This window comes from Microbulbifer sp. Q7, assembly GCF_001639145.1.
In the GTDB taxonomy this organism is placed as follows: domain Bacteria; phylum Pseudomonadota; class Gammaproteobacteria; order Pseudomonadales; family Cellvibrionaceae; genus Microbulbifer.
In genome coordinates, this window is record NZ_LROY01000001.1 from 633,920 (window position 1) to 660,919 (window position 27,000).

Consider the following 27,000-nt stretch of genomic DNA (forward strand, 5'->3'; position numbering starts at 1 on the left):
CGCGGGATACAACAAAATTTTAGTTACAAACGCACTCAAGCGTTGATTCAGGAGCATTTCATTATGGGTATTAGCTGGCAACAACTACTGATTCTGCTGGTCATCGTACTGCTGATTTTTGGCACCAAGCGTCTGCGCAATCTCGGCGGCGACCTGGGTGGCGCTATCAAGGGCTTCAAGAAAGCCATGAAGGAAGAGGGCAAAAAAGAGGACGAAGAAGGCGAGGATAAAGACCCGGAATTGCTGACCAAGGACGAGTCCGCCAAGCCGCAACAGAAGACCTCCACCGAAGAAAAGCAGTCTCAGGACAAGTAACCAGATGATCGCCATCGTCTGCAACTGATAGAGCGAGCACGCGTGTTTGATATCGGATTTTTTGAACTGTTGTTGATCGGTGTCGTCGGCCTGGTGGTCATCGGGCCCGAGCGGCTGCCGGATGCGGTGCGCACCACCGTGCGCTGGTGGACGCAGCTGAAGCAGACACTGGGCAGTGCCAAGGATGAACTTGAGCGGGAAGTCGGCGCCGACGAAATCCGTCGCGAGCTGCACAACGAACGGGTGCTGAGGGAGCTGCGCGAGAGCCAGCAGGAAATGGAGCGCACCCTCAGTGAAGCGGAGCGCAAGTTCGAACAGGATCTGAAATCTGTTGAAGCGCAGGCGAAGGCGTTAAAAGACAGCGCGGGCGAGAGCGCGGATGCCGCCGGCGACGCCGCGTCGCTCGAGGCGCCGTCGGAACCGGATGTGGCCGCCGACCAGCGTCGACAGGCGGCGGACTATCTGCCGGAAGAAGAGCGCGGCGGGTCCGGTGGTGAACGGCCGGAGGAGGACTACCTGCCGGAGGAAGATGAGGACGACGAGGATCAGGAAGACCCCGAATATCCCGAGCATCTGCACGATCACGGCGATCCCGAGCACAATCCCCACCATCCGGATCACTTCAAGCACGAGGAAGACGAGGCCTGGGCGGAGGTAGACCGATTGGACCCCGCCGACCACGACGAAGGTTCGCGCTCGGGCCCCGCATCCACTGCTAGAGCGGATGGCGAGGGTTCCGATGCGTCAAACAGCGACAGCCCCACCGAGTCGGAAGATAAGCGTCCATGAGTGAAAAAGACCAGCCGTTTATTGAGCACCTGATCGAATTGCGCGACCGCCTGTTGAAAACCTTGCTGGTGGTGGTGGCGATCTTCGCCTGCATGGTGCCCTTCGCCAACGACATTTATAACTTTGTCGCCGACCCGCTGCAGGCGCGCCTGACGGAAGGCGCCGGCATGATCGCCACCGAAGTGACGTCACCCTTCCTCACGCCGTTCAAGACCACCTTCGTTCTGGCGTTTTTTGTCGCCATTCCCTTTGTGCTGTATCAATTCTGGGCGTTTATTGCGCCGGGGCTGTACAAGCACGAAAAGCGGCTGATCGCGCCGCTAATGTTTTCCAGTGTCTTCCTGTTTTACGCGGGTATGGCGTTTGCGTACTTTGTGGTGTTCCCGCTGATTTTCGAATTTTTTATCAGCTCAGCCCACGCTGATATCAAGGTGATGCCGGATATCCGCAGCTACCTGGACCTGGCGCTCAAGCTGTTTTTTGCGTTTGGTTTTGCCTTCGAAATTCCTATCGCGACGGTCCTGTTGATCTGGAGCGGCGCGGTCAGTGCCAAGGAACTCGCCAGGAAGCGTCCTTATGTCATTGTCGCCTGTTTTGCCATGGGCATGTTGCTGACGCCACCAGATGTCATCTCGCAGACGCTGCTGGCGGTACCCATGTGGATTCTGTTTGAGGTGGGGATCATATTCGGACGCATGATCAAGCGCGGCCGGGGAAAGCCGGTCGAGAGCCCCTGAGCTCATTTGACCATCTGCGGTCGCAGTGAAGCGGCCCCGGGGCACGGCGCAGCACAAGGAGATTTTCAGGTGATTTCAGCGCGCGCTTTTTCAGTGCCAGCCGACATCGTTTTTCGCAATGTCTGCTTCCCGGTCATTTGCGCCCTGCTGCTGGTGTTCAGCCTGGCAGCTCCGGCATCAGCCCGGCACTTCAGCGCGGCCGCCACTGCAGCGCAGCCAAAGCCCTGCGCCATATTGCTGCACGGCATTACCAAAGACGCTATGTCGATGCAGGCAATCGAGCGCGCTCTGGTCGCGGACGGCTATACCACGGTCAATCTTGAATACCCCTCGCGGGAAAACCCCATCGAAATACTCGCCACCGAGGCAATCCCGCGCGGTCTTGCTGAATGCGAGGAACGCGGTGCGAGCCGGGTGCATTTTGTAGCCCACTCCATGGGCGGCCTGCTGGTTCGCTACTACTTTGAACAGCGCGATACCTCGGCCATTGCCAGTGTGGTGATGCTGGGCACACCCAACCAGGGCAGTCGCCTGGGCAATTTCCTTTCCTGTATTCCGTGGATAAAAGATCTCAATGGCCCGGCCGGCAAGCAGATGGGGATAGACCCGCGTAGCCTGCCCAACCGCCTGGGGCCGGTGCGTTTCCCCCTCGGCGTCATCGCCGGCACCCGCTCGTTCAATCCGCTGTTTGCCGCCATTATCGATGGCGATGACGATGGGCGGGTAGGCCTGCCCAGCACCTACGTGGAGGGCACCTGCGCACGGGTGACATACCCGCTGAGCCACGATGGATTGACCGACGACCCGCGGGTGATCCAGCAAGTGGTGCATTTTCTCGATAACGGGACCTTCGCGGGTGATGGCGTGGAGTCATTCCCCTGCGCGGAAAGCGCGCCAGATTAGACCCCTGCAGCCTGTGCCTCAAGAATACAGAGCGACTATGCTGGAGAGGCCGGCCACCATTAACACCAGTGGCAGCAGAGTTTTGCGACAACGGTGATCCGCAAGCAGCAGCACCAGCGGGATCGGCGGGCACAAGATCGCCAGCACGCCGAACCCGGAAGACGCGGCAAAGCTCATGCGCAACACCTGAATCCAGAGAATGGCGCCAACAACAAGTGTAAAAACCAGTGAGACCGCTGCCACGGGCTGCATGGAAATTTCCCTAAAACGTTTTTTCGTTTCCCTAAAGTTAGCTGGTTCTGCGGCACATGGTCGCCGTAGGCGCGCGACCCTGCCCGCAATCCTGATGATGCTCGCACTGCTGCCACTGGCGGGCTGCGAAACCGTGCAGTTTTATTCCCAGGCAGCCACTGGCCAGCTGAAGATTCTCGCCGGACGCAAATCGATCGATCGCCTGGTGGTCGATGCGCAAACCGATGCAAAGCTAAAACAGCAGTTGGAATGGGTGCGCGCCATCCGTGCCTATGCCGCTGGTGAACTGCATCTCCCGGTGGGCAGTGCGTACAGTTCGTTTACCCAGCTGGAGGGTGAATACGCGCTGTGGAATCTGGTGGCGGCCCCCGAGTTCTCCCTGTCGCCAAAGAAATGGTGTTATCCCATTGCCGGCTGTGCCAGTTACCGCGGTTACTTTGCCAAGGCGGATGCGGAATTCCATGCGGGGCGCCTGCGCGCAGAGGGTTACGATGTGTATCTCGGCCCGGTACCCGCGTACAGCACCCTCGGCTGGTTCGATGACCCGGTGCTGTCGAGCTTCGTCAACTGGAAACCCGACCGGCTTGCGAGCCTGCTATTTCACGAGCTGGCGCACCGGCGCGTGTATATCGCCGGGGATACCCGCTTTAACGAGAGCTTTGCAACGGCGGTATCGCGTATTGCCCTGCCCGACTGGCGCCGCCGCAACGGCCTGCCGGCACCGCGGGTGGCCAGTGTCGAACAGGCGCGCCGGGTGAACGGCCTGATGGTGGCCGCGCGCAAACAACTGCAAGCCATCTACCAGTCTGATCAGCCTTTAACGGAGAAACGCGAGCGCAAGGCGCAGACCCTGCAGCAACTGCGCCGCTGCTATCGACAGGCCTCCGCCGGCTGGGTACAGGACGAAAAATTTTCCCGCATGATTGAGAAGACCAACAATGCGACCCTGGCGCTGGTGAGTGAGTACCAATCTCAGGTGCCGGCCTTTGTGCAGCTGTACAAAGACAGTGGTCGCGACTGGGAGGCGTTTTATAGCGCGGTGGAGCGGCTGGGCGCGCTGCCCAAGGCCGAGCGCAAGGCGCGCCTGGAGGTGCTGAACACGCGGGCTCAGGCTTCGAGCAAAAAGGTCACCGGCCCGTCGTTGCACAGCGATACCTGCATGTCCGCGGCAAACTGACCCCCGGCGACAGCGCAACCCTCGGCAATGCTCTGCTGTGCCTGCGCGAGAAAGTAGTTGTACAGAGTTTCTGCCTGTTGCGGCGAGGCGCCGCGGCTGAAGCTGGGGCGCAGCCCCTTGGCGGTATCCGCCACCAGGGTGAACTGGCTGACCACCAACAGGCCGCCGCCGGCCTGCTGCACGTTCAGGTTCATCTTGCCCTGGGCGTCACTGAAAATGCGGTAGTGCAGCACCTTGTGCAGAAGCTTGTCGGCGGTCTGTTCCGAGTCGGTCGCCTCTACGCCGAGCAGCAGCAGGATACCGTGGTCGATGGCGCCGACAGATTCACTACTGACTTCCACTTTCGCGTGTTTTACCCGCTGGATCAGGCCTTTCATCGATCACCTCTTCTAAAATGCTGTGGCCCGCTGGATGCCGGGCGGCGAATTTTCTAGATTAGCCCACTCATCGTCATTGAAAAACCGGACATCGCCATGAACAAAACAGCTTTGACCCTGATTGCCGGAGCGGCCATCCCCGTGCTCGCCGCGGTTGCTGCCATCGCCGCCGGCGGCGACCAGCCTGCGCTGGACTACCCCAAAACCGACACCGTAGCGCAAAAAGATGACTACTTTGGCAAAAGTGTCAGCGACCCCTACCGCTGGCTCGAAGAGCAGGAGTCGGCACCGGTAAAGCAGTGGGTCAGCGCGCAGAATGATTTTGCGCTGCCGCGGCTGAAAGCGCTTCCTGGCTGGCAGAAGATCAATGACCGTCTCACCGAACTGTGGCAGTACGAACGCTACGGTGTGCCCTACAAGAAAGCCGGACAGGTATTCTACGAATACAACGATGGCACCTGGGACCAGAATGTTTTTTACAGCACCCGCGATATCGGCAAGCAGGGCGGCGTGGTGCTGGACCCGCGCACACTGAGCGAAGACGGCACCATCGCTGCCAAGCGTTACTCCGTCAGCCCTGAAGGCCGTTACCTCGCCTACGGCACTTCCGATGGCGGCACCGACTGGACCGACTTCCATGTGCGCGACCTGAAAACCCGGCGCATGATCAACGATCACCTGACCGGCATCAAGTTCAGTGGTGCCAGCTGGGCCAAGGATGAATCCGGCTTTTACTACAGCCGCTACCCATTCAACAAGGACGGTAGCGCAGATGACAGCAAGCAGGTGTCGGTGTACTTCCACAAAATCGGCGACCCGCAGAGTGAAGACCAGCTCATCTATGAAATCACCGACCACCCCACCCGCAACCCCGGTGCCGAAGTCAGTGATGACGGAAACTATCTGATTCTGGGTATTTTCGATGGCTACGACAGCAACGGTGTTTACTACAAGGACCTCACCGACCCGCAGGCGAAAGTGGTCAAGTTGCTCGATCGCTGGGACGGCCTGTACACCTACCTGGGCAATACCGGCAAGACGTTTTACTTTGAAACCAATGCCGATGCCACCAACGGCCGCATCATCGCCATCGACCTGGACAAGCCTGACCGACCCCACTGGAAAACCCTGGTGCCGGAGCAGAAAAATGCCCTGCAGGGCGCGAGTCTGATCGGTGGGCGCTTTATATTGCATTACCTCGAAGACGCAAAATCCAAGGTGGTGGTAACCGACCTGCGCGGCAATCAGCAGTACGCACTGAAGCTGCCCGGCGTCGGCACGGTGGCAGGTTTCTACGGCGACCCGGAGGACACCGAAACCTATTACTCGTTCAGCAATTTCCTCACGCCCCCGAGCATTTACAAACTGGATGTGGCCAGTGGTAAAAGCGAGAAAGTGAAAGCGCCCCGGTATCCGGCGGATTTCTCGGATTACACCATCAGCCAGCATTTCTTCAAGAGCAAGGATGGCACCCGTGTGCCCATGTTCCTGGTGCATAAAAAAGGCCTGAAAAAAGACGGCAGTAACCCGACCCTGCTGTACGGCTACGGCGGCTTCAACGCGGCGCAGCTGCCGAGTTTCTACACCCGCTTTGCCGGCTGGCTGGATATGGGCGGCACCTTCGCTATGGTGAACCTGCGCGGTGGCAGCGAGTACGGCGGCGCCTGGCACAAGGCCGGCACCAAGCTGCAGAAACAGAACGTATTCGATGACTTTATCGGCGCGGCGGAATGGCTGATCGACGAGAAAATCACCTCACCGGAAAAGCTCGGCATCATGGGCCGGTCTAACGGCGGCCTGCTGGTCGGGGCCACCGAAGTGCAGCGTCCGGACCTGTTCAAGGTAGCGCTGCCGATTGTTGGCGTGCTCGATATGCTGCGTTATCACACCGCCTCGGCCAACGCGCGACAGTGGTCCAGCGATTACGGTTTGTCGGAAAACAAAGACGAATTCGAAGCGCTGTACGCTTACTCACCGGTGCACAACACCCAAAAAGGTACCTGTTACCCCGCCACCCTGATCACCACCGCGGATCGCGACGACCGCGTGGTGCCCTGGCACAGCTACAAGTTTGCCGCCGTCCTGCAGCGCGACCAAGGCTGCGACAACCCCATCTACCTCGCCGTGGAAACCCGTGCGGGCCACGGCGCCGGCAAGCCGGTGTGGATGCAGGTGGAAGACTTTACCAACCAGTATGCGTTCCTTGCCCATGAACTGGGGCTGGAGATCCAGTAATCTCTTATTTCCCGGGCGCATCCCGCGCCCGTTGAGCGGGAGATTGTATGCGCGCATTTGTGACCGGCGGCACCGGCTTTCTCGGTGCCAACCTGATCGAGCAGTTAGTCGGCGACGGCTGGCAGGTGACCGCGATGCACCGGGCCGGATCGGATACCGGGCGGCTGCGGCGGCTTGGGGCAATGCCGGTGCAGGCGTCGCTCGACGATGTGGACTCCCTGCGCGCGGCGCTGCCAGCGGACCTCGATGCGGTGTTCCATGTTGCCGGCAACACCAGTATGTGGCGTGGCGGCGATGCGCAGCAGTGGCAGGACAATGTGGTGGGGTCAGCGAATCTGGCGCGCGTCGCCCGCGCGCATTTCGATCGCCAGGCCAAGCCCGGACGCATGATCGTCACCAGCTCCATCTCGGCCTATGGCTACCACAAGGGCGTGATCAGTGAGGCCAGCCCCAAGCGCGCGCTGGAACCCCGCGATCACTACCACTACTCAAAACTCCAGGCAGAGCAGGCGGTGCAGGCGGAAATTGCCCACGGCCTCGATGCGGTCTTCCTGAATCCCTGCGCGATCGTTGGCAAGTACGATGTATCGAGCTGGGCGCAGACCTTTTTTCTGATGGCGGAAAACCGCCTGCCCGGTGTGCCACCGGGGGCGGGCTCCTTTTGCCACGCGGCGGCGGTGGCGCGTGCGCACATCGATGCCTTCCAGCGCGGGCAGCGGGGGGAGAACTATATTCTGGCCGGTACCGATGCCAGTTTTCTCGAGTTCTTTGGCGTAATCGCCAGACTGCTAGGGGTCCCCGCACCCCGGCGCACCACGCCGGCGCCTGTGATACACACACTCGCCGCCTGCTCGGACCTGGTTTCCCGTGTCACCGGTCGCGAGCCCGCGGTTACGCCGCAGAAGGCCCGTATGCTGACCGATCGCGCCGTGGCCGACTGCCGCCGGGCACAGCGTGAACTGGGTTATCGCAATGACATAGCGCTTGAGGCTATGCTGCGGGAATCCCGCGACTGGCTGGTAGCCGAGGGGTTGTTGAAGCTGCCGCCGTCCAGACCATGACCATCACAAGGGTAAGTCGATGATCCGCCGCAATATCATTTTCATACTGGTGATGACGCTGCTGGTTCTGCAGCTGTTACAACACTATTTCTTTTCTGGCGCTTGATGGCGCTCCGGGGATTTCGCTGGCACTGGGTCAAGGATCTGGCATTGCCACCGACCCCTGGCATACTCTTGTGCGCCAATGACGCGTCAAAATGGGGGAACACTTTGTGGATGGATTGAAAGCGCAATTGGAAGAGCTGTGGCCCGTGGTGCTGGAGGTAGGCTTGAACCTGCTGTGGGCACTGCTGGCGCTACTGGTGACCTGGGTTGCCGCCAAGCTGGTTTCCCGCGCGGTCAACCGTCTTACCGAGCGCGGCATCGACGAGACCCTGGTGCCGGTGTTGGAGACCCTCGCCGTCTGGGCCACCTATGTCGTGGGTGGTCTGGTGGTGCTGGATATCTTCGGTGCCAATACCACCTCGCTGGTGGCGCTGCTGGGTGCCGCTGGCCTGGCGATCGGCCTGGCCCTCAAGGATACCCTGCAGAGTATCGCCGCCGGTTTTGTGCTGCTGGGCCTGCGCCCCTTCCGAGTGGGTGAGACCATACAGTTCGGCAGCATTATTGGCACCGTGCGCAAAATCGGCCTGTTTACCACCGAGCTGGATACACCGGATGGCTTGCGTATTTCGGCACCCAACGACAAGGTGTGGGGCGAGACTCTCACCAACTTCACCCGCAATGCCAGCCGTCGTATCGAGATCATTGCCAGTATTGCCTACGGCGACGATATCGAAACCGGCATGCGCGTGTTGCGCCAGCTGGTGGCGGAAGACCCGCGTATCCTGACCGACCCGGAACCCGCGTACGCGGTGCGCGCCCTGGCGGACAGCTCGGTGAATATTCACCTGCGCGCCTGGACCAAGACCGACGAATACTGGGATGTGTACTGGGACCTGATGAAAAAGCTCAAGCCGGCGCTGGAGGCCGAAGGGCTCACCATTCCGTTCCCGCAGCGCGAGCTGCATATTGTCCGTGGTGACGAAAAGAAAATAACCCGGCCGGAGGTGCTGGAACAGGAGTGAGGTGCCCGGCGGCCTTAACTGGCCGGCGACTGATCCCGTGTGACAGCAGTTTCATCGCAGGCCGGTCGACGAGAACACGGCGCGGTGTCATGGTAGCCGGCTGAATTTTTTTAAACAGAACACTTTTGTCCAAACCTATAAAACGTTCCTTTCAACATTCCTTTCGAAGAGGCAAGACTATGCGCAAGGCGCTCCTGAGTCTGGTGATTGCGGCCGCGGTGGCCGGTTGCCAGCAAAGCGAAGATCCAAAAAAACAAACCGAACAGGCCAACGCCGCCCAGTCCGGTGAGCAGGCTACCCAGCTGCCGCTGACCCCGGAAGACCACCAGCAGGACGAGACCAAGCGCCTGACCGAGTGGTTTGATACCAAGTTCGAAGAACAGCTGCAGTTCAGCCCGATCCAGCTCAGCTATCTGGGTCGCAAAGACCAGTACGGCAAGATCGACGACATGAGCAAGGCCGCCAATGAGCGCGAGCTGGCCTGGAAGAAGGCCACCGTCGAGGAAATGAAACAGCAGTTCGACTACGACAAGCTGACCACCGAAGGCAAAGAGTCCTACGACCTGTGGATTCAGCAGTATGAGCAGTCGAAAGCCAACCAGCCGTTCTGGGATCACAGCTACTTTGCCAGCGAGCTGGGTGGCCCGGAGGCGCAGTTTCCCACCTTCCTGATCAACCAGCACAAGGTAGATACCGAGCAGGACATGCGCGACTACATCAGCCGCATCGGCGGTATCAGCCGCGCCCTGGGTCAGCTGCTGGAGCGCGCACAGGGTTCGGCCGGGAAAGGCATTCGTCCGCCCCAGTTCGCCTATGACCTGGCGATCGAGCGCGCACAGAAGGTCACCGCTGGCCAGCCGTTTGGTGAGGGTGATGACGCGCCGTTGATGAGCGACGCGAAAAAGAAAATCGCCGCGCTGAAAGAGGCAGGCACCATCGATGACGCGACCGCCAAGGACCTGCAGTCAGCGGTAGAAAAAGCCCTCACCGGTGAAATGAAGCCGTCTTACGATGCCTATATCGCATGGCTGAAGGAAGACCGTGTCAACGCTGACGAAGTGCCGAAAGGTGTCTCCAACCTGCCGGACGGCGAAAGCTACTACACCAACCGCCTCGCCAACTACACCACCCTGCCGCTGACCGCAGAAGAAGTGCACCAGATTGGTCTGGATGAAGTGGCACGTATCCGCAAGGAAATGGAAGCGATCAAGGAGCAGGTTGGTTTCGACGGCAACCTGCAGGAGTTCTTCACCTATATCCGTACCGATGACAAGTTCTACTACCCGAACACCGATGAGGGTCGCAAGGAATACCTCGAAGAAGTGGAAGGCTACCTGGCGGATATCGAAGCCAAGCTGCCGGAATACTTCGGTATCCTGCCCAAGGCGAAACTGGTGGTAAAACGGGTTGAGCCGTTCCGCGAAGTGCCCGGTGGTGCCCAGCACTACGTACCCGGCACCCCGGACGGTGCCCGCCCGGGTACTTACTATGTGCATATGTCTGACATGACGGCACTCTCCACGGCGGACATGGAAACCGTGACCTACCACGAGGGCAGCCCGGGTCACCACATGCAGATCTCCATCGCCCAGGAACTGGAGAATATCCCGCAGTTCCGCACCCAGGCGAGCTTTACCCCCTATATCGAGGGCTGGGCGCTGTATTCAGAGAAGCTGTCCAAGGAAATGGGCCAGTTTAAAGATCCCTACCGCGACTTCGGCCGCCTGACCGCAGAAATGTGGCGTGCGATTCGCCTGGTTGTGGACACCGGCATGCACGCGAAAGGCTGGAGCCAGGACCAGGCGGTGGAATACTTCCTGGAAAACTCCGCGATTCCCGAGGGTGCAGTGCGCTCCGAAGTGCGTCGCTACCTGACCTACCCGGGCCAGGCCACGGCGTACAAAATCGGCATGCTGAAAATCGAAGAGCTGCGCGCCAGCGCGGAAAAAACACTGGGTGACCAGTTCGATATCCGCGCCTTCCACGACACGGTACTGGGTGGTGGCGCCCTGCCGTTGCCGCTGCTGGAAAAGCGTGTGAACAGCTGGGTCGACAGCGTTAAAAACTGATCCGATCCAGGATGACAATAGCGGGCCTCGTGCCCGCTATTTTTTTGCCTGCAATTTCCTTTGGTTTGCCTGACCTGGCGCCACGTCGAATTTCAAATTTGGATCACAAAAGCCGCGCCAATCATGGATTCTGTGATTAAAGGCGCAGTTAGCCACAACTGAAAAATTATTTTGATCCGCTCTCCAGATTCTCCCGTAGATACCCCCACACGAAAACACATACGGATATGAAATATGTTGAACATCAAACAGAGTGCACTGGCTGTTGCTGTGGGATTGGCAAGTGCCAATGCGTTGGCGGATGGTTTCTATCTGTCCGGCAGTCTCAGCTACAACGACATGGACGACACCTATAACGACGGTAGCTTTACCGAGGCCTTCTTTACCGGGCCCGGCACAACCATCCCCGCCGGTGTTGCGCTTCCCGCCGGTACCGCTGTGGGCTGGAATACCGACGTAGACAGTGGCGCAGGTGCGAACTTGGCCATTGGTTGGCAGATGGACGAGCTGCGCTTTGAGGCGGAATACGCATACGCCAGTCACGATGTGGATACCCACAAAAATGTGATGGCGGCGGGTATCGACCTCAGCAACGAAGATGCGGCGGTACTGGTCAGCGGTGCTCCGGGCAATCTCGGTATCTCTGTGGCCGACCTGGTTGCGGATGGACGCGGTGATTTTTCTACCGATTATCTGTTTTTTAATGTGTTTTACGATTTTGATGCCAGCTGGACGCTCAAGCCCTATATCGGTGCCGGTATCGGCAATGCCTGGGTGGATGTGGAATACAACCCCTCTGGTGTTGGCATTATCGATGACGACGACAGCGTATTTGCCTATCAGGTAATGGCGGGCCTGAACTACTGGTGTAGTGAGCAGCTCAGCTTTTTCGGTGGTCTGCGCTGGCGTCAAACCGATGACATTGAAGTGAATGCCGATTTACTGCCCGCAAGCTTCGACATCGAAAATGAAAGCTGGCTAGCTGAAGTAGGCGTACGCTGGAGTTTCTGAATTTGGGTGACAAGCCCAAAAAACCCAGCGATGGATCGCTGGATCGAAGTGCCCCTCTCCCCCGTTTGGCGCTTCGAAAAATGATTGCATCCTGCCGTTGCAATCAGGGTTGAGAAAGGCATGGATGCCGTTCCCGGCCCAAACCCTCCCTTACGGGTGCGCATCCCCCTGCGCATCTTTGAGTTGCCCCTTTTGCCGCCTTTTCAAGGCGGCTTTCTTTTTCCCCAGCATCCGGCGTCTAGTTTGGCGAATACGCCACGAGTGCAGTCGCTACATCCTGCTAAATTGAATCGGTGGTACGCACCAAATTCGCATGTAAATCCGGGCATATCAGGGGCTGGTCACCGCAAGTTTCCTCACCGGTATCATTGAACGACACAGGATGGCGCATTGAATTTTTACAAGGAATTCCGGGTATTGTCCGGCAGCAAGGTAAAGCTGGATAAAATCGACGCCTCTTATCATGGTGATCTCGACGATGGCGACGCGGCCTTGCCGCTGATTGAAGAATACAAAAAGAAACTGCGCGAATTGCAGTATCGGATGTATGCGGAGCACAAGCGCTCCCTGCTGATCTGTTTACAGGGACGTGATGCCGCCGGCAAGGATGGTGCCATCAACCATGTGCTGGGTGCGATGAATCCGCAGGGGTGCACCGTAACCGGGTTCAAGCAGCCATCGAAAGCCGAGGCCGAGCATGATTTCCTGTGGCGCTGCCACAAGGTCACTCCCCGACGCGGACATGTGGCCATATTCAACCGCTCGCATTATGAGGATGTGCTGGTGCAGCGGGTACACAAGCTGGTGCCGAAAAAAGTGTGGTCGGGCCGCTTCGCGCACATCAACAACTTTGAAAAGCTATTGGCCGATAACGACACCACGGTGCTCAAGTTTTATCTGCATATCGATGCGCAAGAGCAGCTGGAGCGTTTCAAGAAGCGTATCGACGATCCCGCGCGACACTGGAAAATCAGTGCGAGCGACTATTCCGAGGCGCACTACTGGGACGAGTACACCCATGCGTTTGAAGATGTTCTGGAAAAATGCAGCACCGAATATGCGCCCTGGTTCATTATTCCTGCGAATAAAAAATGGTTTCGCAATCTGGCCATATCACAGATCGTGGTGTCGGCGCTGGAATCCCTGGATATGCAGTTCCCCAAGCCCACCGTGGATATCGACAGCATTCGCCAGAAATACCATGCGCTGAATGCCGCTGTGGATGGGGATGCGGGCGCGCGCCCGGACAGGAAAAACAAGGGCCGTAAAAAATAATCGGCAGCGTCGTGCGGCAAGCGCGCTGCCCGGTGCGGACAGCGCCGGGCAGCAACAACGGTTGGCGGAACAGCAGGGCCTAGAACGCCACGCGGCGATAGCGCCGGTAATTCGGCGACCAGAAGTTCTTTTCGATATTCATCGCCAGTTTCTCAGAGGTAATCCCCGGCGCAACGCCGTCTTCCTGGGCCTGCAGGCCCACGGCCATGGCGATGGCCTTGCCCACCGCGCGGATGTCGGACAGCGAGGGCAGCAGCGCACCGCTGCCTTTCTGTACCACTGGTGCATGTTCCGCCAGCGCATTGGACGCGGCCATCAGCATATTCTCGGTCACGCGATTGGCGTTGGCGGCGATCACGCCGAGGCCGATACCCGGGAAGATGTACACATTGTTGCACTGGGCAATGGGGTACTTCTTGCCATTAAGCTCTACCGGCTCGAACGGGCTGCCGGTGGCCACCATGGCCTCGCCGCCGGTCCACTCCAGCACTTCCTGAGGGGTGGCTTCCGCGCGCGACGTGGGGTTCGACAGCGGCATCACCAGTGGGCGCTTGCAGCCCTTGTGCAGGGCTTCTATCACCGGCTGGGTAAACAGACCGCCCTGGCCGGAAACACCGATGAGAATGGTGGGCTTTACGTGCTCGATCAGGGTTTGCAGGTCCCACTCGGGCGACTGCGGGTACTTGTCGGTGCTCTGCGCCAGCTTCTGCTGGAAATCGTGCAGGCCCTTCATGTCACTGGTGACCAGTCCGTAGCGGTCGAACATGAAGATGCGTTCCCGGGCCTTGGCTTCACTCAGGCCCTCGTTGACCATCGCCGACACCACCTGCTCGGCGATGCCGCAGCCGGCAGAGCCCGCACCTACCACCAGTACTTTCTGCTTGGCCAGTGACTCGTCCTTGGCCTTGCACGCCGCCAGCATGGTGCCGAGCGCCACGGATGCGGTGCCCTGAATATCGTCATTGAAGCAGCATACCTTGTCGCGATAGCGCTGCAGGATGGGCATGGCGTTGGTCTGGGCAAAGTCCTCAAACTGGATCAGTACCTTGGGCCAGCGACGTTTGACCGCGGCGATGAACTCCTCGATAAACTCGTCGTACTCCTCCTGCGAGATACGCTCGTTGCGCCAGCCCATGTACATGGGGTCGTTCAGCAGGGTGCGGTTGTTGGTGCCCACATCCAAGGTGACCGGCAGGGTGTAGGCCGGGCTGATGCCGCCACAGGCGGTGTACAGCGACAGCTTGCCGATGGGGATGCCCATGCCGCCGATCCCCTGGTCGCCGAGGCCGAGAATGCGCTCGCCGTCCGTGACCACAATTACCTTCACATTCTCCTTGGTGGCGCTGCGCAGGATGTCGTCCATGTGCTTGCGGTCCGGATAGGACACAAACAGGCCGCGGTGGTTGCGGTAAATGTTGGAGAACTCCTCACAGGCGGCACCCACCGTCGGCGTGTAGATAATCGGCAGCATCTCTTCGATATGCTGCTCGATCAGGCGGAAGAACAGCGTTTCGTTGTCGTCCTGGATTGCGCGCAGATAGATGTGGCGCTCCAGGTCCGTGCGGCACTGCTGGTACTGGTGGTAGGCGCGGCGCACCTGCTCGGTGATGGATTCCACGTTGTTGGGCAGCAGGCCAATCAGGTTGAACTCGATGCGCTCCTGCAGGGAGAAGGCACTGCCCTTGTTGAGCAATGGGATTTCCAGCAGGGAGGGGCCGGCATGGGGGATATACAGTGGACGTTTGTCTTTCTGGCTCATAAAAACAGCAAGGAATTCGGCAGTTGAAATTTGGGCTCTGCGCAGTGTTGCGCGTTGTCGTACAAGAGACGCACAAGAGGCACGCAGACGGCGCGCAAGAGACGCGCTACGGGCTCTTTGTAGCGTAGCGGATCAGGGGCGGGCATTTTACGCTGGAGTGACGCTATGTGTCTTTTGAATTGGCGAAAACGCCCGCCGTTTCGGCCCCACTGGCCCATATCGCGCTGGGCTGCTTAAATGACGGCCTATCCATCCGCAAATGAGGACACCGATGTTCACTTACCAGGTCGAGCCACGCTTCAGCGAAACCGACGCCCTCGGGCATATCAACAATACGGTCGTGCCCGTATGGTTCGAGCAGGGACGCACGCCCATTTTCCAGCTGTTCAACCCGGAGCTCAATCTGCGCCAGTGGAACCTGATCCTGAAAAAGATGGAAGTGGATTTTGTGGCCCAGATTTATCTGTATTCACCGGTGGAGATCCGCACCACCCTGAGTGCGGTGGGCAATACTTCGATGACCATTCACCAGGAGATCTGGCAAAACGAAAAGTTGGTGGCGCAGGGGGATTGCGTGATGGTGCACTTCGATTACCAGAAGCAGACGAAGGCGCCGATTCCGGACGAGGTGCGGGAAAAGCTGATCCCGCATCTTGCCTGAGTGGATGTTACGGGGATTGAGAATGACTAGGCGCCAACCACCTGGTTGCGCCCGGCCGTCTTGGCGCGGTACATGCGTGAATCCGCCTCTGCCAGCAGGTGGCTGTGGTTCGGTTCCGCCGCACCGCCCTCGGCCACGCCAAAACTGATGGAGATGCGCGCACTCTCCGCATAGCTGTCACTGAGCGCCGCGACTTTTTTACGCAATTTTTCCGCTAGTATGCCGCCGCCTTCGACGTCCGTATTCGGCAGCAGGATCAGAAATTCCTCACCGCCCCAGCGTGCGACTATGTCGTCGCTGCGGGTGTTCTCCCGCAACACCTTTGCCACATCCTGCAAAACGCGGTCACCGAAACTGTGCCCAAAGGTATCGTTGATGGTCTTGAAGTTGTCCAGGTCGCCAATCAGCACCGAGTAACGCCCGGCCAGCTCCCGGTTGCGGCGCTCCAGCTCGGAAATGGCCTTGTAGGCTTCGCGGCGGTTGGACAGCCCGGTCAGGGCATCGGTACAGGCGTGATTCTCCAGCTCGGCGGTGAGCTGGTGCAGCATCTTTTGTGTCTGGTGGCGGCTGCTGTCGAGAATCGCGGTCAGCGCGGTTAGCGCGCCGAACACGGCAATAAAGCGCGCGCGGTGAGCGGTATCGTATTGCGCCAGCAGGCCGGGGAAGTCCGGGTAGAACAGGATCAGTGCGGTTGCACCACCAATACCGGCGAGGGTGACCGTGCCCCATTTATAGCCGTACAGGTTGATGAACCCCGGCACCAGCATCACCGCCCACATCAAGCCGGTGTTGTTCACGCCGCCCGACAACAGCAGGTAGAAATAGAGCACCAGGAGCAGGGCGCCCACCAGCAGCGGCGTCTTGCGGCTCGGGCCCGCCACGTTCACGCCGATGTAGGCCAGCAGGATGATGCCCGCAACCGCGAACAGTGTGGTGGCCAGAAATAGATCGGCGCCCATCAGTGCGATCACGCCCATGGCACCGGTAATGGCCAGGGAAAAAATTAGCATGTAGCCGGAGGCCTGGATGCGGCGGCGCAGCTCCAGACCCCGTACACGGCTGATCGGATCGGTGCTGTTGGTGTCGCGATCGTGCGCGCTATTGGTCGATGTCGCTGCGAATTCCATAATCTCAATAATGCGTTCCGGCCAACTACATCGGGCAGGTGATACCAGTCCCGGTAGAGGGACGCCAGCGGGCTATAGTAAAGGCGAACGGGTTTGGCGCAGAGAGCGCCGTGGGGCGCGGTCAACCGATTTGTGATGCTGTTCTCAATATTGGGGGAGGCTCCGGTCAGTAAGTACTCGCCGTTGCCAGAGTGCCCGCCGGCCCCGGTGTCCGCTAATTACGCGCCTGTACTATCCGTGCAAAATCTGCTCCACCTGAGGCGTGGGTTTTGCGTGTCGTAATCCTCCATCTCGTAATGTGTGCGGTAACTTTGTGTGTCTCAACTGGGGGCCTGGCCTGGCGATGAATACCTCTCGACGTCAACAACTGCAGCGTGAGCATCGGCCAGAAAATATTGCGCGCCGTCTCGCCAAGCCACCAAGGCCCGAGCGCCTGTCAGATATGGTGCTGGGTGGGATTGATGGCTGCATCACCACGTTTGCCATTGCCGCCGGTGCGTTTGGGGCCGGCTTTTCACCGCTGGTGGTGCTGGTCATGGGCATGGCCAACCTGTTGGCCGATGGCATCAGTATGGCGGTGAGTAATTATGAAGCGGTCAATGCGCAGCAGCGCTTTGTGGAAAACGCCCGCCGTACCGAAGAGGAGCATATTCACCTGGTACCCGAGGGTGAGCGGGAAGAAGTGCGACAAATTTACGCAAGAAAAGGCTTCAGCGGAGAAAGTCTCGAGCAAATCGTCGATAAAGTAACGGCCAATCGGGGCCTGTGGATAGAGACCATGCTGAGTGAAGAGTATGGGCTCAGTGCCGTCGCCCCGAATCCGCTGGCCTCCGCATGGTGGACGTTTATCGCGTTTATTGTGGTGGGGGTGATCCCGCTACTGCCATTTCTGCTGCCAGGGTTTACATTCTCGCAGCAATTCATCGCCAGCAGCCTGCTGGCGGGGCTGGTGTTCTTCGCCATTGGTCTGCTGAAAGGTTGGGTTTACCGCAGCTCTCCACTGCGAGCGGGCTTGACCACATTTTTACTGGGTGGCTGTGCCGCGGCGGTGGCTTTTGTCGTTGGTCATCTGGTGCAGCAGGCCTTTGGTGGCCTCGGATAAATGCCCATAACGTAGCCGCGGGGATGAGACACTTTGCACCGTGTTTCCCGCTGCTCCCGTCTGTGGCGCGACCGGATTTACTGATTGCCGATGCTGTGTGTTTTCGCCATGATCAGCGGTTGCTCTCAACAATGCCCACCAAAGAATCAGGAATACGCACAGCATGAAACTTTTCGGAAGCTTTACCTCGCCCTATGTTCGCCATTGCCGTATCGCGCTCATGCAATCCGGCCTCAATTGGGAAATGGTCGAACTGGATATCCATGGAAACGAGGCGCCGGGTACCCCCACCTTGCGGGTACCCTTCCTGGAAGATGGCGCACTGAAATTGACCGACTCCACACCCATTGTGAAATACGTGCGGGAAAAAGCCGGTCAGGTTTTCATTCCGGATGTGCAGGATCTCGATCGCTATTGCCTTGCCAATACCCTGCTCGACTCGGCCATTAACCTGTTCCTGCTGGAGCGCAGCGGCCTGGATCTGAAGGTAAATGCCTATACCCAACGGCAGCAGCTGCGCATCGAACGGATTCTTGCCGAGCTGGATTCCGCGCCACTCCCGGAAGCGGGGCAGCTGAGTGACGCCGATTACCGGGTGGCAGTGGGCGTTGCCTGGGGAAAATTCCGCAAGCGGTTTGCGATCGATTCGCACCGAAATCTGCAGCGCTTGCTGGATATCGCCGGCGAGGACGCCGCGTTTGCCGCAACCGCGCCGCCGGCCGGATAGTCGCCGCCTCGCACTGCTGATCGAGTCCGTTTCAAGTCCGGCTCTGCAGCCGGGATCGATCTTGGCGGTGAGAATGTCGGAGTACTGGTGAGTGGTGCGCCCGCAAATCTTGGCGTCAGCGTTGCCGACCTGTTTGATGCCAGCTTTGAAATGGAAATGAGCAGTTTCGTGGCAGAAATCGGAACGGGTTTTAATTTCTGATTTTGGGGGATTGCGAACATAGAAAAAGCGGGCCAGTTGGCCCGTTTTTTTTTGCTAGCGAAAAAATATTTATTTGCGCGTTTGCGCAAAACCGCGTCGGACATTATCACGGGAAAAAATCGCACAGCCGCAAATTCCGCTGCCTAATGTGCAGCGAAAGAGCTATTAATGATTGCTTGAACAATTGTCCGCTAACCGAAGATACGCCCTTTCTCAACTTTGTCAACAGCACTGCCCTGAACGACTTCGGTGATGTTTATTATAAGTTTGGCAAATGCGCTTTTCGGTAGACTTCATGGGAATAATGTTTTCCAATAAATTCGCTCTTAGGGGGTTAACCTAACCCTGATATGTAAATTGTGACAATTTCGCTAATAAAACCTATACCTAGAGATTTTGCTCCACAAAAAAATAAACGGTCAAAGGAGAGATACTATGAAGGTCCAACAACTTGTTACCTCACTTTCGCTGGTAGCGCTGGCTGGCAGCCTGGGCGTGCCTGCGTTTGCACAGACTGGCGACGAGAGCCAGCAGGTGATCGAAGAAGTGGTTACCGTGGGTTCCAGAACCAAGCCCCGTTCAGTAACCGAGTCGCCGGTGCCGGTGGATGTACTGAACGCGAACGACCTGGCCAAATCTGGCAGCAGCGACATGCTCGACCTGCTGAAGGGCTCAGTGCCTTCCTTTAATGTTCACGACCAGCCGATCAGCGACGCCGCTTCAATGATCCGCCCGGTAAATATGCGTGGTCTTTCATCGGACTCCACCCTGATTCTGGTGAATGGCAAGCGTCGTCACCGCGCGTCCGTGATTGCCTTCCAGGGCGGCGGTCTGAACGATGGTGCCCAGGGACCGGATATCTCGGTAATCCCCAGCATCGCGCTCAAGCAGGTCGAAGTGCTGCGTGACGGTGCGGCGGCCCAGTACGGCTCCGACGCCATCGCCGGGGTAATGAACTTTGTGCTGAAAGACGACGCCGAGGGCGGTTCCCTGGAAGTTAAATCCGGTGAATTTTTCGAGGGCGACGGCCAGACCACAACCATGTCGGGCAACTATGGCATGCCCATGACCGACTCCGGTTTCCTGAATTTAAGCTTCCAGCTGAAAAATGCCGACGACACCTCGCGCTCGGTGCAGCGCCCGGATGCGCAGGAAATGATCGACGCTGGCAATACCGCGATTGCCGATCCCGCGCAAATCTGGGGCTCGCCCAAGATCGAAGACGACCTGACCCTGTTCGGTAATTTCGGCATCGACCTGAAAGATGGCAGCGAAATTTACGCGTTCGCCAACTACTCCAACCGTATGGTCGACGGTGGTTTCTATTACCGTAACCCCAATGGTCGTGAAGGTGTTTACACCGACGGCGATGGCATTCGACTGGTCGGCGCACTGGACGGCAATGCGGCGAGCTGTGATGCCTACCGCACAACGCCGGTGGCGGATGGCTCCGATATGGTGAATTCAGGTCTGACGGCAGACGATAACTGCTTCGTCTTCAACAAAATGATTCCCGGTGGTTACACGCCGCGCTTTGTCGGCGATATCACCGACACTTCCATTACCGCGGGTCGTCGCGGTGAGCTGACCGACGGCTTCATGCAGGGCTGGAATTACGACGTCAGCGGTTCTGTGGGCCGCAACGAAGCGGAGTTCGGCCTGAACAACACCATCAATCCGTCGTTTGGCCCGGACAGCAAGCGCGACTTCAAAACCGGCGCTTACATCCAGCTGGAAAAGACCCTGAACCTGGACCTGCAAAAGCAGTTTGATTCCATGAGTCTGGCAATGGGTGCCGAGTGGCGCGAAGAGTCCTTCCAGATTATTGCCGGTGAAGGCATGTCCTGGCAGGTAGGCCCACTGGCCGAGCAGGGCTTCAATATCGGTTCGCACGGTTTTGCGGGCTTCTCCATTGATTCCGCCGGCACTGCAGAGCGTCGCAACTACGCGCTGTATATGGATGTGGAGAATCAGGTAACTGACGACCTGCTGCTGGGCGGCGCGCTGCGCTACGAGGATTTCGATACCTTCGGTGATACCGCCAACTACAAGCTGGTGTTCAACTGGCAGCTGACCGATAACATCGCTTGGCGCGGTTCGCACAGCACCGGTTTCCGTGCGCCGACCATGGGGCAGGCCTCTGTGGTCAACACCCAGACCTCCATCGTGGGCGGCCAGCTGACCCAGGCGCAAACCCTGCCGGCACCCAAGCTGGGTGAAGCGGAGTTGACGCCAGAGGAGTCGGTGAACTTCGCTACGGGTCTCGTTATGTCTGCAGGTCCGGTTGATCTGACCATCGATGCGTTCTACATCGAAGTGGAAGACCGTATTGCGCTGACCGATAACGCCGCACCCACCGACGCCCAGCGCGCGGCGATGGCGGCCGCCGGTGTGCCCAACCCGGAGCTGATCGGACAGATCAACTACTTCGCCAATGATTTCGATACCGAAACCACCGGTGTTGATGTGGTGGCCACCTATGGTGCAGACCTGTTTGGCGGTGCCACCGACTTCAGCATGGCGTACAACTGGACCAAGACCGAGGTAAAAGGTGGTGATGCCACCTGTGGCGGCTCGTTTGTGAATAACCAGGGTGAAATCTGTAAAGCGGTCCGTCTGGAGCGTGGTCTGCCAGAGCACCGCGCTTCCTTCACCATGGCGCAAAACTGGGACAAGCTCAGCGCCTTCGTGCGTGCGAACTTCTATGGTGAGTATGTCGGGGTGCACGCCGACTGGTTTGGCGAGCAGCTGGGTTCCGAGTTTACCCTGGACATGGAAGCTTCCTACCAGGCTACGGAATCCGTATTTCTGACTGCCGGTGCATCCAACCTGCTGGATGAGAAAGGCGGCAAGATCGACGGCTCCATCGTCGGAGCGCCGGATAACGTGCTGGGTGGTGTCTACTACGAAACCTCCCCGTACGGTATTGGCGGTGGCTTCTACTACCTGAAAGCAAGCTATGAGTTCTAATTCATTGCTCTGTTTTACAGGTTAAAAAAAAGCGCCCCTCGGGGCGCTTTTTTTGTTTTCCTGAAGAATTACTTCTTGGCGCGCTTGCGCATGTTTTCCTGCAGGATCTTCTTGCGGATGCGGATGCTCTCCGGCGTCACTTCCACCAGTTCGTCGTCTTCGATGAACTCCAGTGCCTGCTCCAGGGTGTGACGGATGGGCGGTGACAGGGTCAGCGCATCGTCGGTGCCGGAAGCGCGCACGTTGGTCAGCTGCTTGGCCTTGGTGGGGTTGACCACCAGGTCGTTGCCGCGGGAGTGAATGCCGATCACCTGGCCTTCATACACTTCTTCACCGTGGCCCAGGAACAGGCGGCCGCGATCCTGCAGCGCGAACAGGCCGTAGGCCAGGGTCTTGCCCTTGGTCATGGACACCAGTACGCCGTTGATACGCTTGGCCACATCACCCACCTTCACCGGACCGTAGTGGTCGAAGATGCTGGTCATGATGCCGGAGCCGCTGGTGATGGTCAGGAACTGGGAGCGGAAACCGATCATGCCGCGAGACGGCACGATAAAGGTCAGGCGCACACGGCCCTTGCCATCCGGTTCCATGTTGGTGAGGTCGGCCTTGCGCAGACCCAGCTCTTCCATGATCGGACCCTGGTGCTGCTCTTCAACGTCGATCACCACCTGCTCGTAAGGCTCGTGGATCTCGCCGTCGACTTCTTTCTGTACCACTTCCGGGCGGGATACACCCAGCTCGAAGCCTTCGCGACGCATGGATTCGATCAGTACCGACAGGTGCAGTTCACCCCGGCCGGATACCTTGAATTTGTCCGGGGAATCGCCCTGCTCCACACGCAGTGCCACGTTGTGGATCAGCTCCTGGTCCAGGCGGTCCTTGATATTGCGCGAGGTTACGTACTTGCCTTCTTTACCGGCGAACGGGGAGTCGTTAACCTGGAAGGTCATGCTCACGGTGGGCTCGTCTACCGACAGCGGCGGCAGCGCTTCCGGGTGCTCCGGGTTACACAGGGTATCGGAGATGTTCAGCTCGCCCACGCCGGTGATACATACGATATCGCCGGCGCTGGCCTGCTCCACTTCCACGCGCTCCAGGCCCAGGTAACCCATCACCTGCAGGACCTTGGCTTTGCGCTTGTTCTCGTCGCGGTCGAGGATCACAACCTGCTGGTTCGGCTTCAGGGTGCCGCGGGTAATACGGCCAACGCCGATCACGCCAACGTAGCTGTTGTAGTCCAGCGCGGAAACCTGCATCTGGAAAGGACCGTCGCGGTCAACTTCCGGCGGCTTGACCTTGTCGACGATCATCTGGAACAGCGGGGTCATGTCGTCGGCCATATCGGTTTCGTCGAGGCCGGCGATACCGTTCAGGGCGGAGGCGTAGATGACCGGGAAGTCCAGCTGCTCTTCGGTGGCGCCAAGGCTGTCGAACAGGTCGAATACCTGGTCCATTACCCAGTCAGGGCGCGCGCCCGGGCGGTCGATCTTGTTGATCACCACGATCGGGTTCAGGCCCTGCTCGAAGGCCTTGGAGGTTACAAAGCGGGTTTGCGGCATGGGGCCGTCAACCGCGTCCACCAGCAGCAGTACCGAGTCCACCATGGACAGTACGCGCTCTACCTCACCGCCGAAGTCGGCGTGCCCGGGGGTGTCCACGATGTTGATGCGGTAGTCATTCCAGCGGATCGCGGTGTTCTTGGCGAGGATGGTAATGCCGCGCTCTTTTTCCTGATCGTTGGAGTCCATCACGCGCTCGGAGTCGGCGCTGCGGCGGTCAAGGGTGCCGGACTGGGACAGCAGCTTGTCCACCAGGGTGGTTTTGCCGTGGTCAACGTGGGCGATGATCGCGATATTGCGAAGATTGTCTATCACTGGGGGCCTCTAACGGGTAAAGCGCGAAATCGTGTGTGTCGCGGGAATTCAATGCGGGCGGGGGCTGTGGGGTTGTTACAGCGGCGATCCGGCCAAGGGCGGCGATTATAGAGGCCCAAGGTGACAATTGGGAGAGATTTTGCACAAAAAAAAGACAGTGAGGAGTAGTTTTTCGTGGATATGACACCCCGGACGGTACGGGTGTCGAAATAGTGACCATCACGCCATGCGCAAAGATGTTCTCGACTTCACGGTCCGCCGAAAACCTTGTGCTGCGATCGGCGCGAAGGCTGGATTTCGCAACAAACTGTTACAGTCGCGTGCCCCTTACTGAAGTAATCGCGAGGTACAGTGCCATCTACCCGGAATTTACCGGTGAAGAGAATAAATAGTGGTTACCGCCGTCGAAGCGGTCCCGCCAATGAGGTAAATGGTGCAGACATGACTGATTCACAAGTAACAGAGCCGACTGCGCGGGCGCAGGATGATGCAGGGGCAATCGGCGCGGTGGCGCAAACCCAAGCGGCGGAGCCGACCGCCGGCGAGGCGCAAAAGGCAGAGCCGGAGCCGGTGAGAAAGTCCTGTTCTCCGGGCCTCGCGCAGTGGATGCATCAGCGACAGCTGTCCATAGCGTTTACCTCCTATCAGTCTGGCCGCGTCTATATGGTGGGTGCCGAGCCCGGTGGCAAACTGTCCTTCCACGAGCGTATCTTCCAGCGCGCCATGGGCATTGTGGGCAACCGCAAACGTATTTACATGGGCGGCCTCTACCAGGTGTGGCGCTTTGAGAACGTACTGCAGCCCGGACAGGTGGCAAACAATATTTTTGATGCCTGTTATGTACCGCGCAATGCCCAGTTCACCGGTGAGGTGGATATCCACGAGCTGGGTATCCAGAAAGACGGCAAGATCATTTTCGTCAACACCAAGTACAACTGCCTGGCGGAGCTGAGCCTGACCCACAGCTTCCGCGCCATCTGGAAGCCCGAATTTATCAGCAAGCTGGCGCCGGAAGATCGCTGCCACCTGAATGGCCTGGCGATGGTGGACGGTAAGCCGAAGTACGTTACCGCCGTGTGCAAGTCCGACACCATCGACGGCTGGCGCGAGCGCCGTGACACCGGCGGCGTGGTGATCGATGTCGAAACAAACGAAATTGTTTGCGAAGGCCTGTCTATGCCGCACTCCCCGCGCTGGGTCGACGGCAAGCTGTGGGTGCTGAACAGCGGTACCGGCTATCTGGGCACCGTGGACTTCGAAAGCAAAGCGTTCGTGCCGCACACCTTCTGCCCCGGCTTTATGCGCGGCCTCGCGATCCATGGTAACTACGCCATCGTTGGCCTGTCCAAGCCGCGCTACGAGCGTTTCGAAGGTCTGGAGTTGGACCAGAATCTGGCCGACAAAGATTCCGAAGCCTGGTGCGGGGTGCAGTTCATCAACCTGACCAACGGCAATGTGGAGCACTGGATCCGTCTTGATGGCCCGGTGAGCGAACTGTTCGATCTCACCGTGCTGCCGGGCGTGCGCTGCCCCATGGGGATTGGTCAGCAGAGCAAGGAAAACCTGAGCATGGTGACCTTCGAGGATGCCACCAGTGCCGGAAGTGCCAGTCCGGTCTGATCGCCATGATTGGAAATTACCACAAGGTCGCTGACTACAACGACTACGCGCTATTTGATGTCTATCGCAAGCTGGCGCCGGCCGACCTTACTGACGTGGTTGACTTCTGGCGGCGAAACGACGCCCTGCCCAAGGGGCTGTCGGAAGCCGAAGCGTTGGGTCGCGCCGCGCAAGTGGCGGTAGTGGTGGTCCGCGATGGTCGGATTGCAGCCCTTGCATCGGTGTACGTCGCGCGAGCGCCGCGCGATGGCCAGCCTTACTATTTCTATCGCAAGTTTGTCGAACCCGGGCATCGTATCTACCTGATGTGGCGGGAGATGCTGGCGCAGACTTACACGATACTGAAAGCGTGGAAGCCATTGCATCTGCCACGCAAACCTATGGGAATCATCGTGGTACCGGAAAATCGCAAGCTGACGCGCAAGAGCGTGTTGCGTGCCGGCAACAAGATCGGCTTTTACACCATTGGGTATCTTCCCAATGGCGACCCGGTTTACGGCCGGAAATTCGACGAATCGGTGACGGAAAACCTCGCCGCGCCGGAACCGGAGGCGCTGTAATGAAGCCTGTACCTGTAGAGCGACACCCCGCGGCGGAGGGCGCAACCCGCGGTCTCTGTAATGTCTGTTACGGTGAGGTCGACGCAGAGGTCACGGTGCGGGAAGACGGCGTCTACCTGCTCAAGGCGTGTCCCGAACACGGGCGCCAGGATATTCGTATCGAGACCGATGCGGATTTTTACCAACGCAGTTTGGTGACTGGTCCCGGCCGGGACTACTGGTACAGTGTAATCGGCACAACGGCACTCGAGGTGACCGAGCGTTGCAACGTATCTTGTCCCAGCTGCTATGCGTTGCCTGAAAACGGCGCTCAGGATCCGGAGATCGATGAGCTCGTTCAGATCGCGAAACAATCTACCGCAGAAAAAAGTAAAACGCTGATATTGATGGGCTCTGAGCCCACCATGCGGCGCGACTTGCCGGAATTGATCCAGACCTTGCAGCGGGAAACCGGAAAACCGGTTTCCATGTATACCAACGGTATACGGCTGGCGAGCGAAAAGTATTGCGATGAGGTCTTGCCCCATCTCTATTCCGTTGCCTTTTCACTGCATATGCGGGATTACCTGCCGCAGCCGGTACTGTTCGAGAAAAAGCTCAAAGCGCTTCAGAATGTGATTGCGCGCAAGGTCCCGATTAACCACATCAGTTTCTCCCTCCGCGACCTGGATGACCTGGATGAAGTCTGGGAGCACTGCGGTCAGTTCTGGGGCGTGCCACACCATTTCCGTATCCGCACGCCATCCCAGGTGGGGCGCTGTGATGATGAGCCCTTTTATCTCTCCGATCTGGTGAAGGCATTTGTGCGCAAGGCCAATGTCGAGGGCAAGAAGGTGGTCTGGTATCCCGCTGACAACAACCCGTATCACGTGATGGTGCGGGTGGAGCAGCAGTTCTTCCGCCTGATCCACTTCCCCGGTGTGGAAGAAGCAAACCTGAACCACCTGCAGTCTCCACCCTACGCGCTGTTTATGCCGGAGCTGGGTGAAACCAACCTGGTGCACCAGTTCATCATGCAGGAAAAGGATAAAAAGGCGCGTACGCCGATGCGAGCGGTGGAGCGGAGTGCGGCGCCGGAGGTGCGCACCGGCGTTGAGCTGATTGACACTGTCGCCGTCTGACCTCGCC

At 58.7% G+C, this 27,000-nt stretch carries 23 protein-coding genes; 18 read left to right on the forward strand and 5 right to left on the reverse strand.

The window, feature by feature from the left end; translation table 11 throughout:
• Positions 1-63: 63 nt before the first annotated feature.
• The 4 genes from tatA to AU182_RS02550 all read left to right on the forward strand — a co-directional run bounded on the left by tatA (position 64) and on the right by AU182_RS02550 (position 2,744).
• Positions 64-315 carry a twin-arginine translocase TatA/TatE family subunit gene (tatA, locus tag AU182_RS02535; RefSeq protein ID WP_066960177.1) on the forward strand — a complete coding sequence of 84 codons (252 nt, stop codon included), beginning with the start codon at positions 64-66 and terminating at the stop codon, positions 313-315.
• Positions 316-357: 42 nt separating this feature from the next.
• Positions 358-1,104: a Sec-independent protein translocase protein TatB gene (tatB, locus tag AU182_RS02540; RefSeq protein ID WP_066960179.1), complete on the forward strand. Its 747-nt coding sequence runs from the start codon at positions 358-360 to the stop codon at positions 1,102-1,104.
• Positions 1,101-1,841: a twin-arginine translocase subunit TatC gene (tatC, locus tag AU182_RS02545; protein WP_066960181.1), complete on the forward strand. Its 741-nt coding sequence runs from the start codon at positions 1,101-1,103 to the stop codon at positions 1,839-1,841. Before tatB ends, tatC begins: the two co-directional genes overlap by 4 nt.
• A 69-nt stretch (positions 1,842-1,910) precedes the next feature.
• On the forward strand, positions 1,911-2,744 hold the full coding sequence (locus AU182_RS02550; RefSeq protein ID WP_153039091.1) for an alpha/beta fold hydrolase: 834 nt from the start codon (positions 1,911-1,913) through the stop codon (positions 2,742-2,744).
• A gap of 18 nt (positions 2,745-2,762) precedes the next feature.
• Here AU182_RS02550 and AU182_RS02555 read toward each other — a convergent pair whose 3' ends face one another.
• Positions 2,763-2,996, reverse strand: a complete 234-nt coding sequence (locus tag AU182_RS02555) for a hypothetical protein (RefSeq protein WP_066960184.1) — start codon at positions 2,994-2,996, stop codon at positions 2,763-2,765.
• A gap of 94 nt (positions 2,997-3,090) precedes the next feature.
• Between AU182_RS02555 and AU182_RS02560 the strand changes: the two genes are divergently transcribed.
• On the forward strand, positions 3,091-4,173 hold the full coding sequence (locus AU182_RS02560) for an aminopeptidase (RefSeq protein WP_227718087.1): 1,083 nt from the start codon (positions 3,091-3,093) through the stop codon (positions 4,171-4,173).
• On the opposite strand, the gene dtd is transcribed toward AU182_RS02560, so the two are convergent.
• On the reverse strand, positions 4,104-4,550 hold the full coding sequence (gene dtd / locus AU182_RS02565; RefSeq protein ID WP_066960186.1) for a D-aminoacyl-tRNA deacylase: 447 nt from the start codon (positions 4,548-4,550) through the stop codon (positions 4,104-4,106). The two genes, AU182_RS02560 and dtd, sit on opposite strands and share 70 nt — an antisense overlap.
• A 96-nt stretch (positions 4,551-4,646) precedes the next feature.
• Here dtd and AU182_RS02570 point away from each other — a divergent pair, with 96 nt between their 5' ends.
• From AU182_RS02570 to AU182_RS02595, 6 genes are all read left to right on the forward strand, one after another.
• A complete protein-coding gene (locus tag AU182_RS02570; RefSeq protein ID WP_066960189.1) occupies positions 4,647-6,785 on the forward strand; it encodes a prolyl oligopeptidase family protein in 2,139 nt (712 codons plus the stop codon).
• A gap of 47 nt (positions 6,786-6,832) precedes the next feature.
• A complete protein-coding gene (locus tag AU182_RS02575; protein ID WP_066960192.1) occupies positions 6,833-7,846 on the forward strand; it encodes an NAD-dependent epimerase/dehydratase family protein in 1,014 nt (337 codons plus the stop codon).
• Positions 7,847-8,058: 212 nt separating this feature from the next.
• Entirely contained in the window at positions 8,059-8,913 is an 855-nt protein-coding gene (locus tag AU182_RS02580) for a mechanosensitive ion channel family protein (protein WP_227718088.1), read from the forward strand.
• 179 nt (positions 8,914-9,092) lie between these two features.
• Positions 9,093-10,982, forward strand: coding sequence for a DUF885 family protein (locus tag AU182_RS02585; RefSeq protein ID WP_066960196.1), 1,890 nt, complete (start codon positions 9,093-9,095; stop codon positions 10,980-10,982).
• A gap of 234 nt (positions 10,983-11,216) precedes the next feature.
• Positions 11,217-11,993 (forward strand): outer membrane protein, encoded by a 777-nt coding sequence (locus tag AU182_RS02590; RefSeq protein WP_066960198.1) that lies wholly within the window; start codon positions 11,217-11,219, stop codon positions 11,991-11,993.
• A 390-nt stretch (positions 11,994-12,383) separates the two neighbouring features.
• Positions 12,384-13,268, forward strand: coding sequence for a polyphosphate kinase 2 family protein (locus AU182_RS02595; RefSeq protein ID WP_066960200.1), 885 nt, complete (start codon positions 12,384-12,386; stop codon positions 13,266-13,268).
• Between the two features lie 79 nt (positions 13,269-13,347).
• On the opposite strand, the gene AU182_RS02600 is transcribed toward AU182_RS02595, so the two are convergent.
• Complete coding sequence (locus AU182_RS02600; RefSeq protein ID WP_066960202.1) at positions 13,348-15,027, reverse strand: NAD-dependent malic enzyme; 1,680 nt, start codon at positions 15,025-15,027, stop codon at positions 13,348-13,350.
• Between the two features lie 271 nt (positions 15,028-15,298).
• Between AU182_RS02600 and AU182_RS02605 the strand changes: the two genes are divergently transcribed.
• Positions 15,299-15,688 carry a thioesterase family protein gene (locus AU182_RS02605; protein WP_066960206.1) on the forward strand — a complete coding sequence of 130 codons (390 nt, stop codon included), beginning with the start codon at positions 15,299-15,301 and terminating at the stop codon, positions 15,686-15,688.
• A 26-nt stretch (positions 15,689-15,714) separates the two neighbouring features.
• Here AU182_RS02605 and AU182_RS02610 read toward each other — a convergent pair whose 3' ends face one another.
• Positions 15,715-16,815: a diguanylate cyclase gene (locus tag AU182_RS02610; protein ID WP_066960208.1), complete on the reverse strand. Its 1,101-nt coding sequence runs from the start codon at positions 16,813-16,815 to the stop codon at positions 15,715-15,717.
• 343 nt (positions 16,816-17,158) lie between these two features.
• On the opposite strand from AU182_RS02610, the gene AU182_RS02615 reads away from it, so the two are divergent.
• The 3 genes from AU182_RS02615 to AU182_RS02625 all read left to right on the forward strand — a co-directional run bounded on the left by AU182_RS02615 (position 17,159) and on the right by AU182_RS02625 (position 21,815).
• Complete coding sequence (locus AU182_RS02615; protein WP_066960211.1) at positions 17,159-17,917, forward strand: VIT1/CCC1 transporter family protein; 759 nt, start codon at positions 17,159-17,161, stop codon at positions 17,915-17,917.
• A gap of 163 nt (positions 17,918-18,080) precedes the next feature.
• Positions 18,081-18,644 (forward strand): glutathione S-transferase family protein, encoded by a 564-nt coding sequence (locus AU182_RS02620; RefSeq protein ID WP_066960213.1) that lies wholly within the window; start codon positions 18,081-18,083, stop codon positions 18,642-18,644.
• Between the two features lie 636 nt (positions 18,645-19,280).
• Entirely contained in the window at positions 19,281-21,815 is a 2,535-nt protein-coding gene (locus AU182_RS02625; protein ID WP_066960215.1) for a TonB-dependent siderophore receptor, read from the forward strand.
• A gap of 68 nt (positions 21,816-21,883) precedes the next feature.
• Here the strand turns inward: AU182_RS02625 and typA are convergent, their stop codons facing one another.
• Positions 21,884-23,692 carry a translational GTPase TypA gene (typA, locus tag AU182_RS02630; protein WP_066960216.1) on the reverse strand — a complete coding sequence of 603 codons (1,809 nt, stop codon included), beginning with the start codon at positions 23,690-23,692 and terminating at the stop codon, positions 21,884-21,886.
• Between the two features lie 441 nt (positions 23,693-24,133).
• Between typA and AU182_RS02635 the strand changes: the two genes are divergently transcribed.
• From AU182_RS02635 to AU182_RS02645, 3 genes are read left to right on the forward strand one after another with little or no spacing between them, the layout of a single operon-like run.
• Positions 24,134-25,312: a TIGR03032 family protein gene (locus AU182_RS02635; protein WP_066960217.1), complete on the forward strand. Its 1,179-nt coding sequence runs from the start codon at positions 24,134-24,136 to the stop codon at positions 25,310-25,312.
• Positions 25,313-25,317: 5 nt separating this feature from the next.
• Positions 25,318-25,872, forward strand: a complete 555-nt coding sequence (locus AU182_RS02640) for a hypothetical protein (RefSeq protein ID WP_066960218.1) — start codon at positions 25,318-25,320, stop codon at positions 25,870-25,872.
• A complete protein-coding gene (locus AU182_RS02645; protein WP_066960220.1) occupies positions 25,872-26,993 on the forward strand; it encodes a radical SAM protein in 1,122 nt (373 codons plus the stop codon). The genes AU182_RS02640 and AU182_RS02645 overlap by 1 nt, the downstream gene beginning before the upstream one ends.
• Positions 26,994-27,000 lie beyond the last annotated feature (7 nt).

Bases quoted from the DNA above. Each gene is read 5' to 3' on its own strand.
- AU182_RS02600 (WP_066960202.1), bottom strand. From the start codon at position 15,027: ATGAGCCAGAAAGACAAACGTCCACTGTATATCCCCCATGCCGGCCCC.
- AU182_RS02555 (WP_066960184.1), bottom strand. From the start codon at position 2,996: ATGCAGCCCGTGGCAGCGGTCTCACTGGTTTTTACACTTGTTGTTGGC.
- AU182_RS02610 (WP_066960208.1), bottom strand. From the start codon at position 16,815: ATGGAATTCGCAGCGACATCGACCAATAGCGCGCACGATCGCGACACC.
- tatC (WP_066960181.1), top strand. From the start codon at position 1,101: ATGAGTGAAAAAGACCAGCCGTTTATTGAGCACCTGATCGAATTGCGC.
- AU182_RS02585 (WP_066960196.1), top strand. From the start codon at position 9,093: ATGCGCAAGGCGCTCCTGAGTCTGGTGATTGCGGCCGCGGTGGCCGGT.
- AU182_RS02575 (WP_066960192.1), top strand. From the start codon at position 6,833: ATGCGCGCATTTGTGACCGGCGGCACCGGCTTTCTCGGTGCCAACCTG.
- AU182_RS02625 (WP_066960215.1), top strand. From the start codon at position 19,281: ATGAAGGTCCAACAACTTGTTACCTCACTTTCGCTGGTAGCGCTGGCT.
- AU182_RS02590 (WP_066960198.1), top strand. From the start codon at position 11,217: ATGTTGAACATCAAACAGAGTGCACTGGCTGTTGCTGTGGGATTGGCA.
- AU182_RS02635 (WP_066960217.1), top strand. From the start codon at position 24,134: ATGACTGATTCACAAGTAACAGAGCCGACTGCGCGGGCGCAGGATGAT.
- AU182_RS02570 (WP_066960189.1), top strand. From the start codon at position 4,647: ATGAACAAAACAGCTTTGACCCTGATTGCCGGAGCGGCCATCCCCGTG.
- AU182_RS02645 (WP_066960220.1), top strand. From the start codon at position 25,872: ATGAAGCCTGTACCTGTAGAGCGACACCCCGCGGCGGAGGGCGCAACC.
- AU182_RS02560 (WP_227718087.1), top strand. From the start codon at position 3,091: ATGATGCTCGCACTGCTGCCACTGGCGGGCTGCGAAACCGTGCAGTTT.
- tatA (WP_066960177.1), top strand. From the start codon at position 64: ATGGGTATTAGCTGGCAACAACTACTGATTCTGCTGGTCATCGTACTG.
- AU182_RS02605 (WP_066960206.1), top strand. From the start codon at position 15,299: ATGTTCACTTACCAGGTCGAGCCACGCTTCAGCGAAACCGACGCCCTC.
- AU182_RS02620 (WP_066960213.1), top strand. From the start codon at position 18,081: ATGAAACTTTTCGGAAGCTTTACCTCGCCCTATGTTCGCCATTGCCGT.
- dtd (WP_066960186.1), bottom strand. From the start codon at position 4,550: ATGAAAGGCCTGATCCAGCGGGTAAAACACGCGAAAGTGGAAGTCAGT.
- AU182_RS02640 (WP_066960218.1), top strand. From the start codon at position 25,318: ATGATTGGAAATTACCACAAGGTCGCTGACTACAACGACTACGCGCTA.
- AU182_RS02615 (WP_066960211.1), top strand. From the start codon at position 17,159: ATGAATACCTCTCGACGTCAACAACTGCAGCGTGAGCATCGGCCAGAA.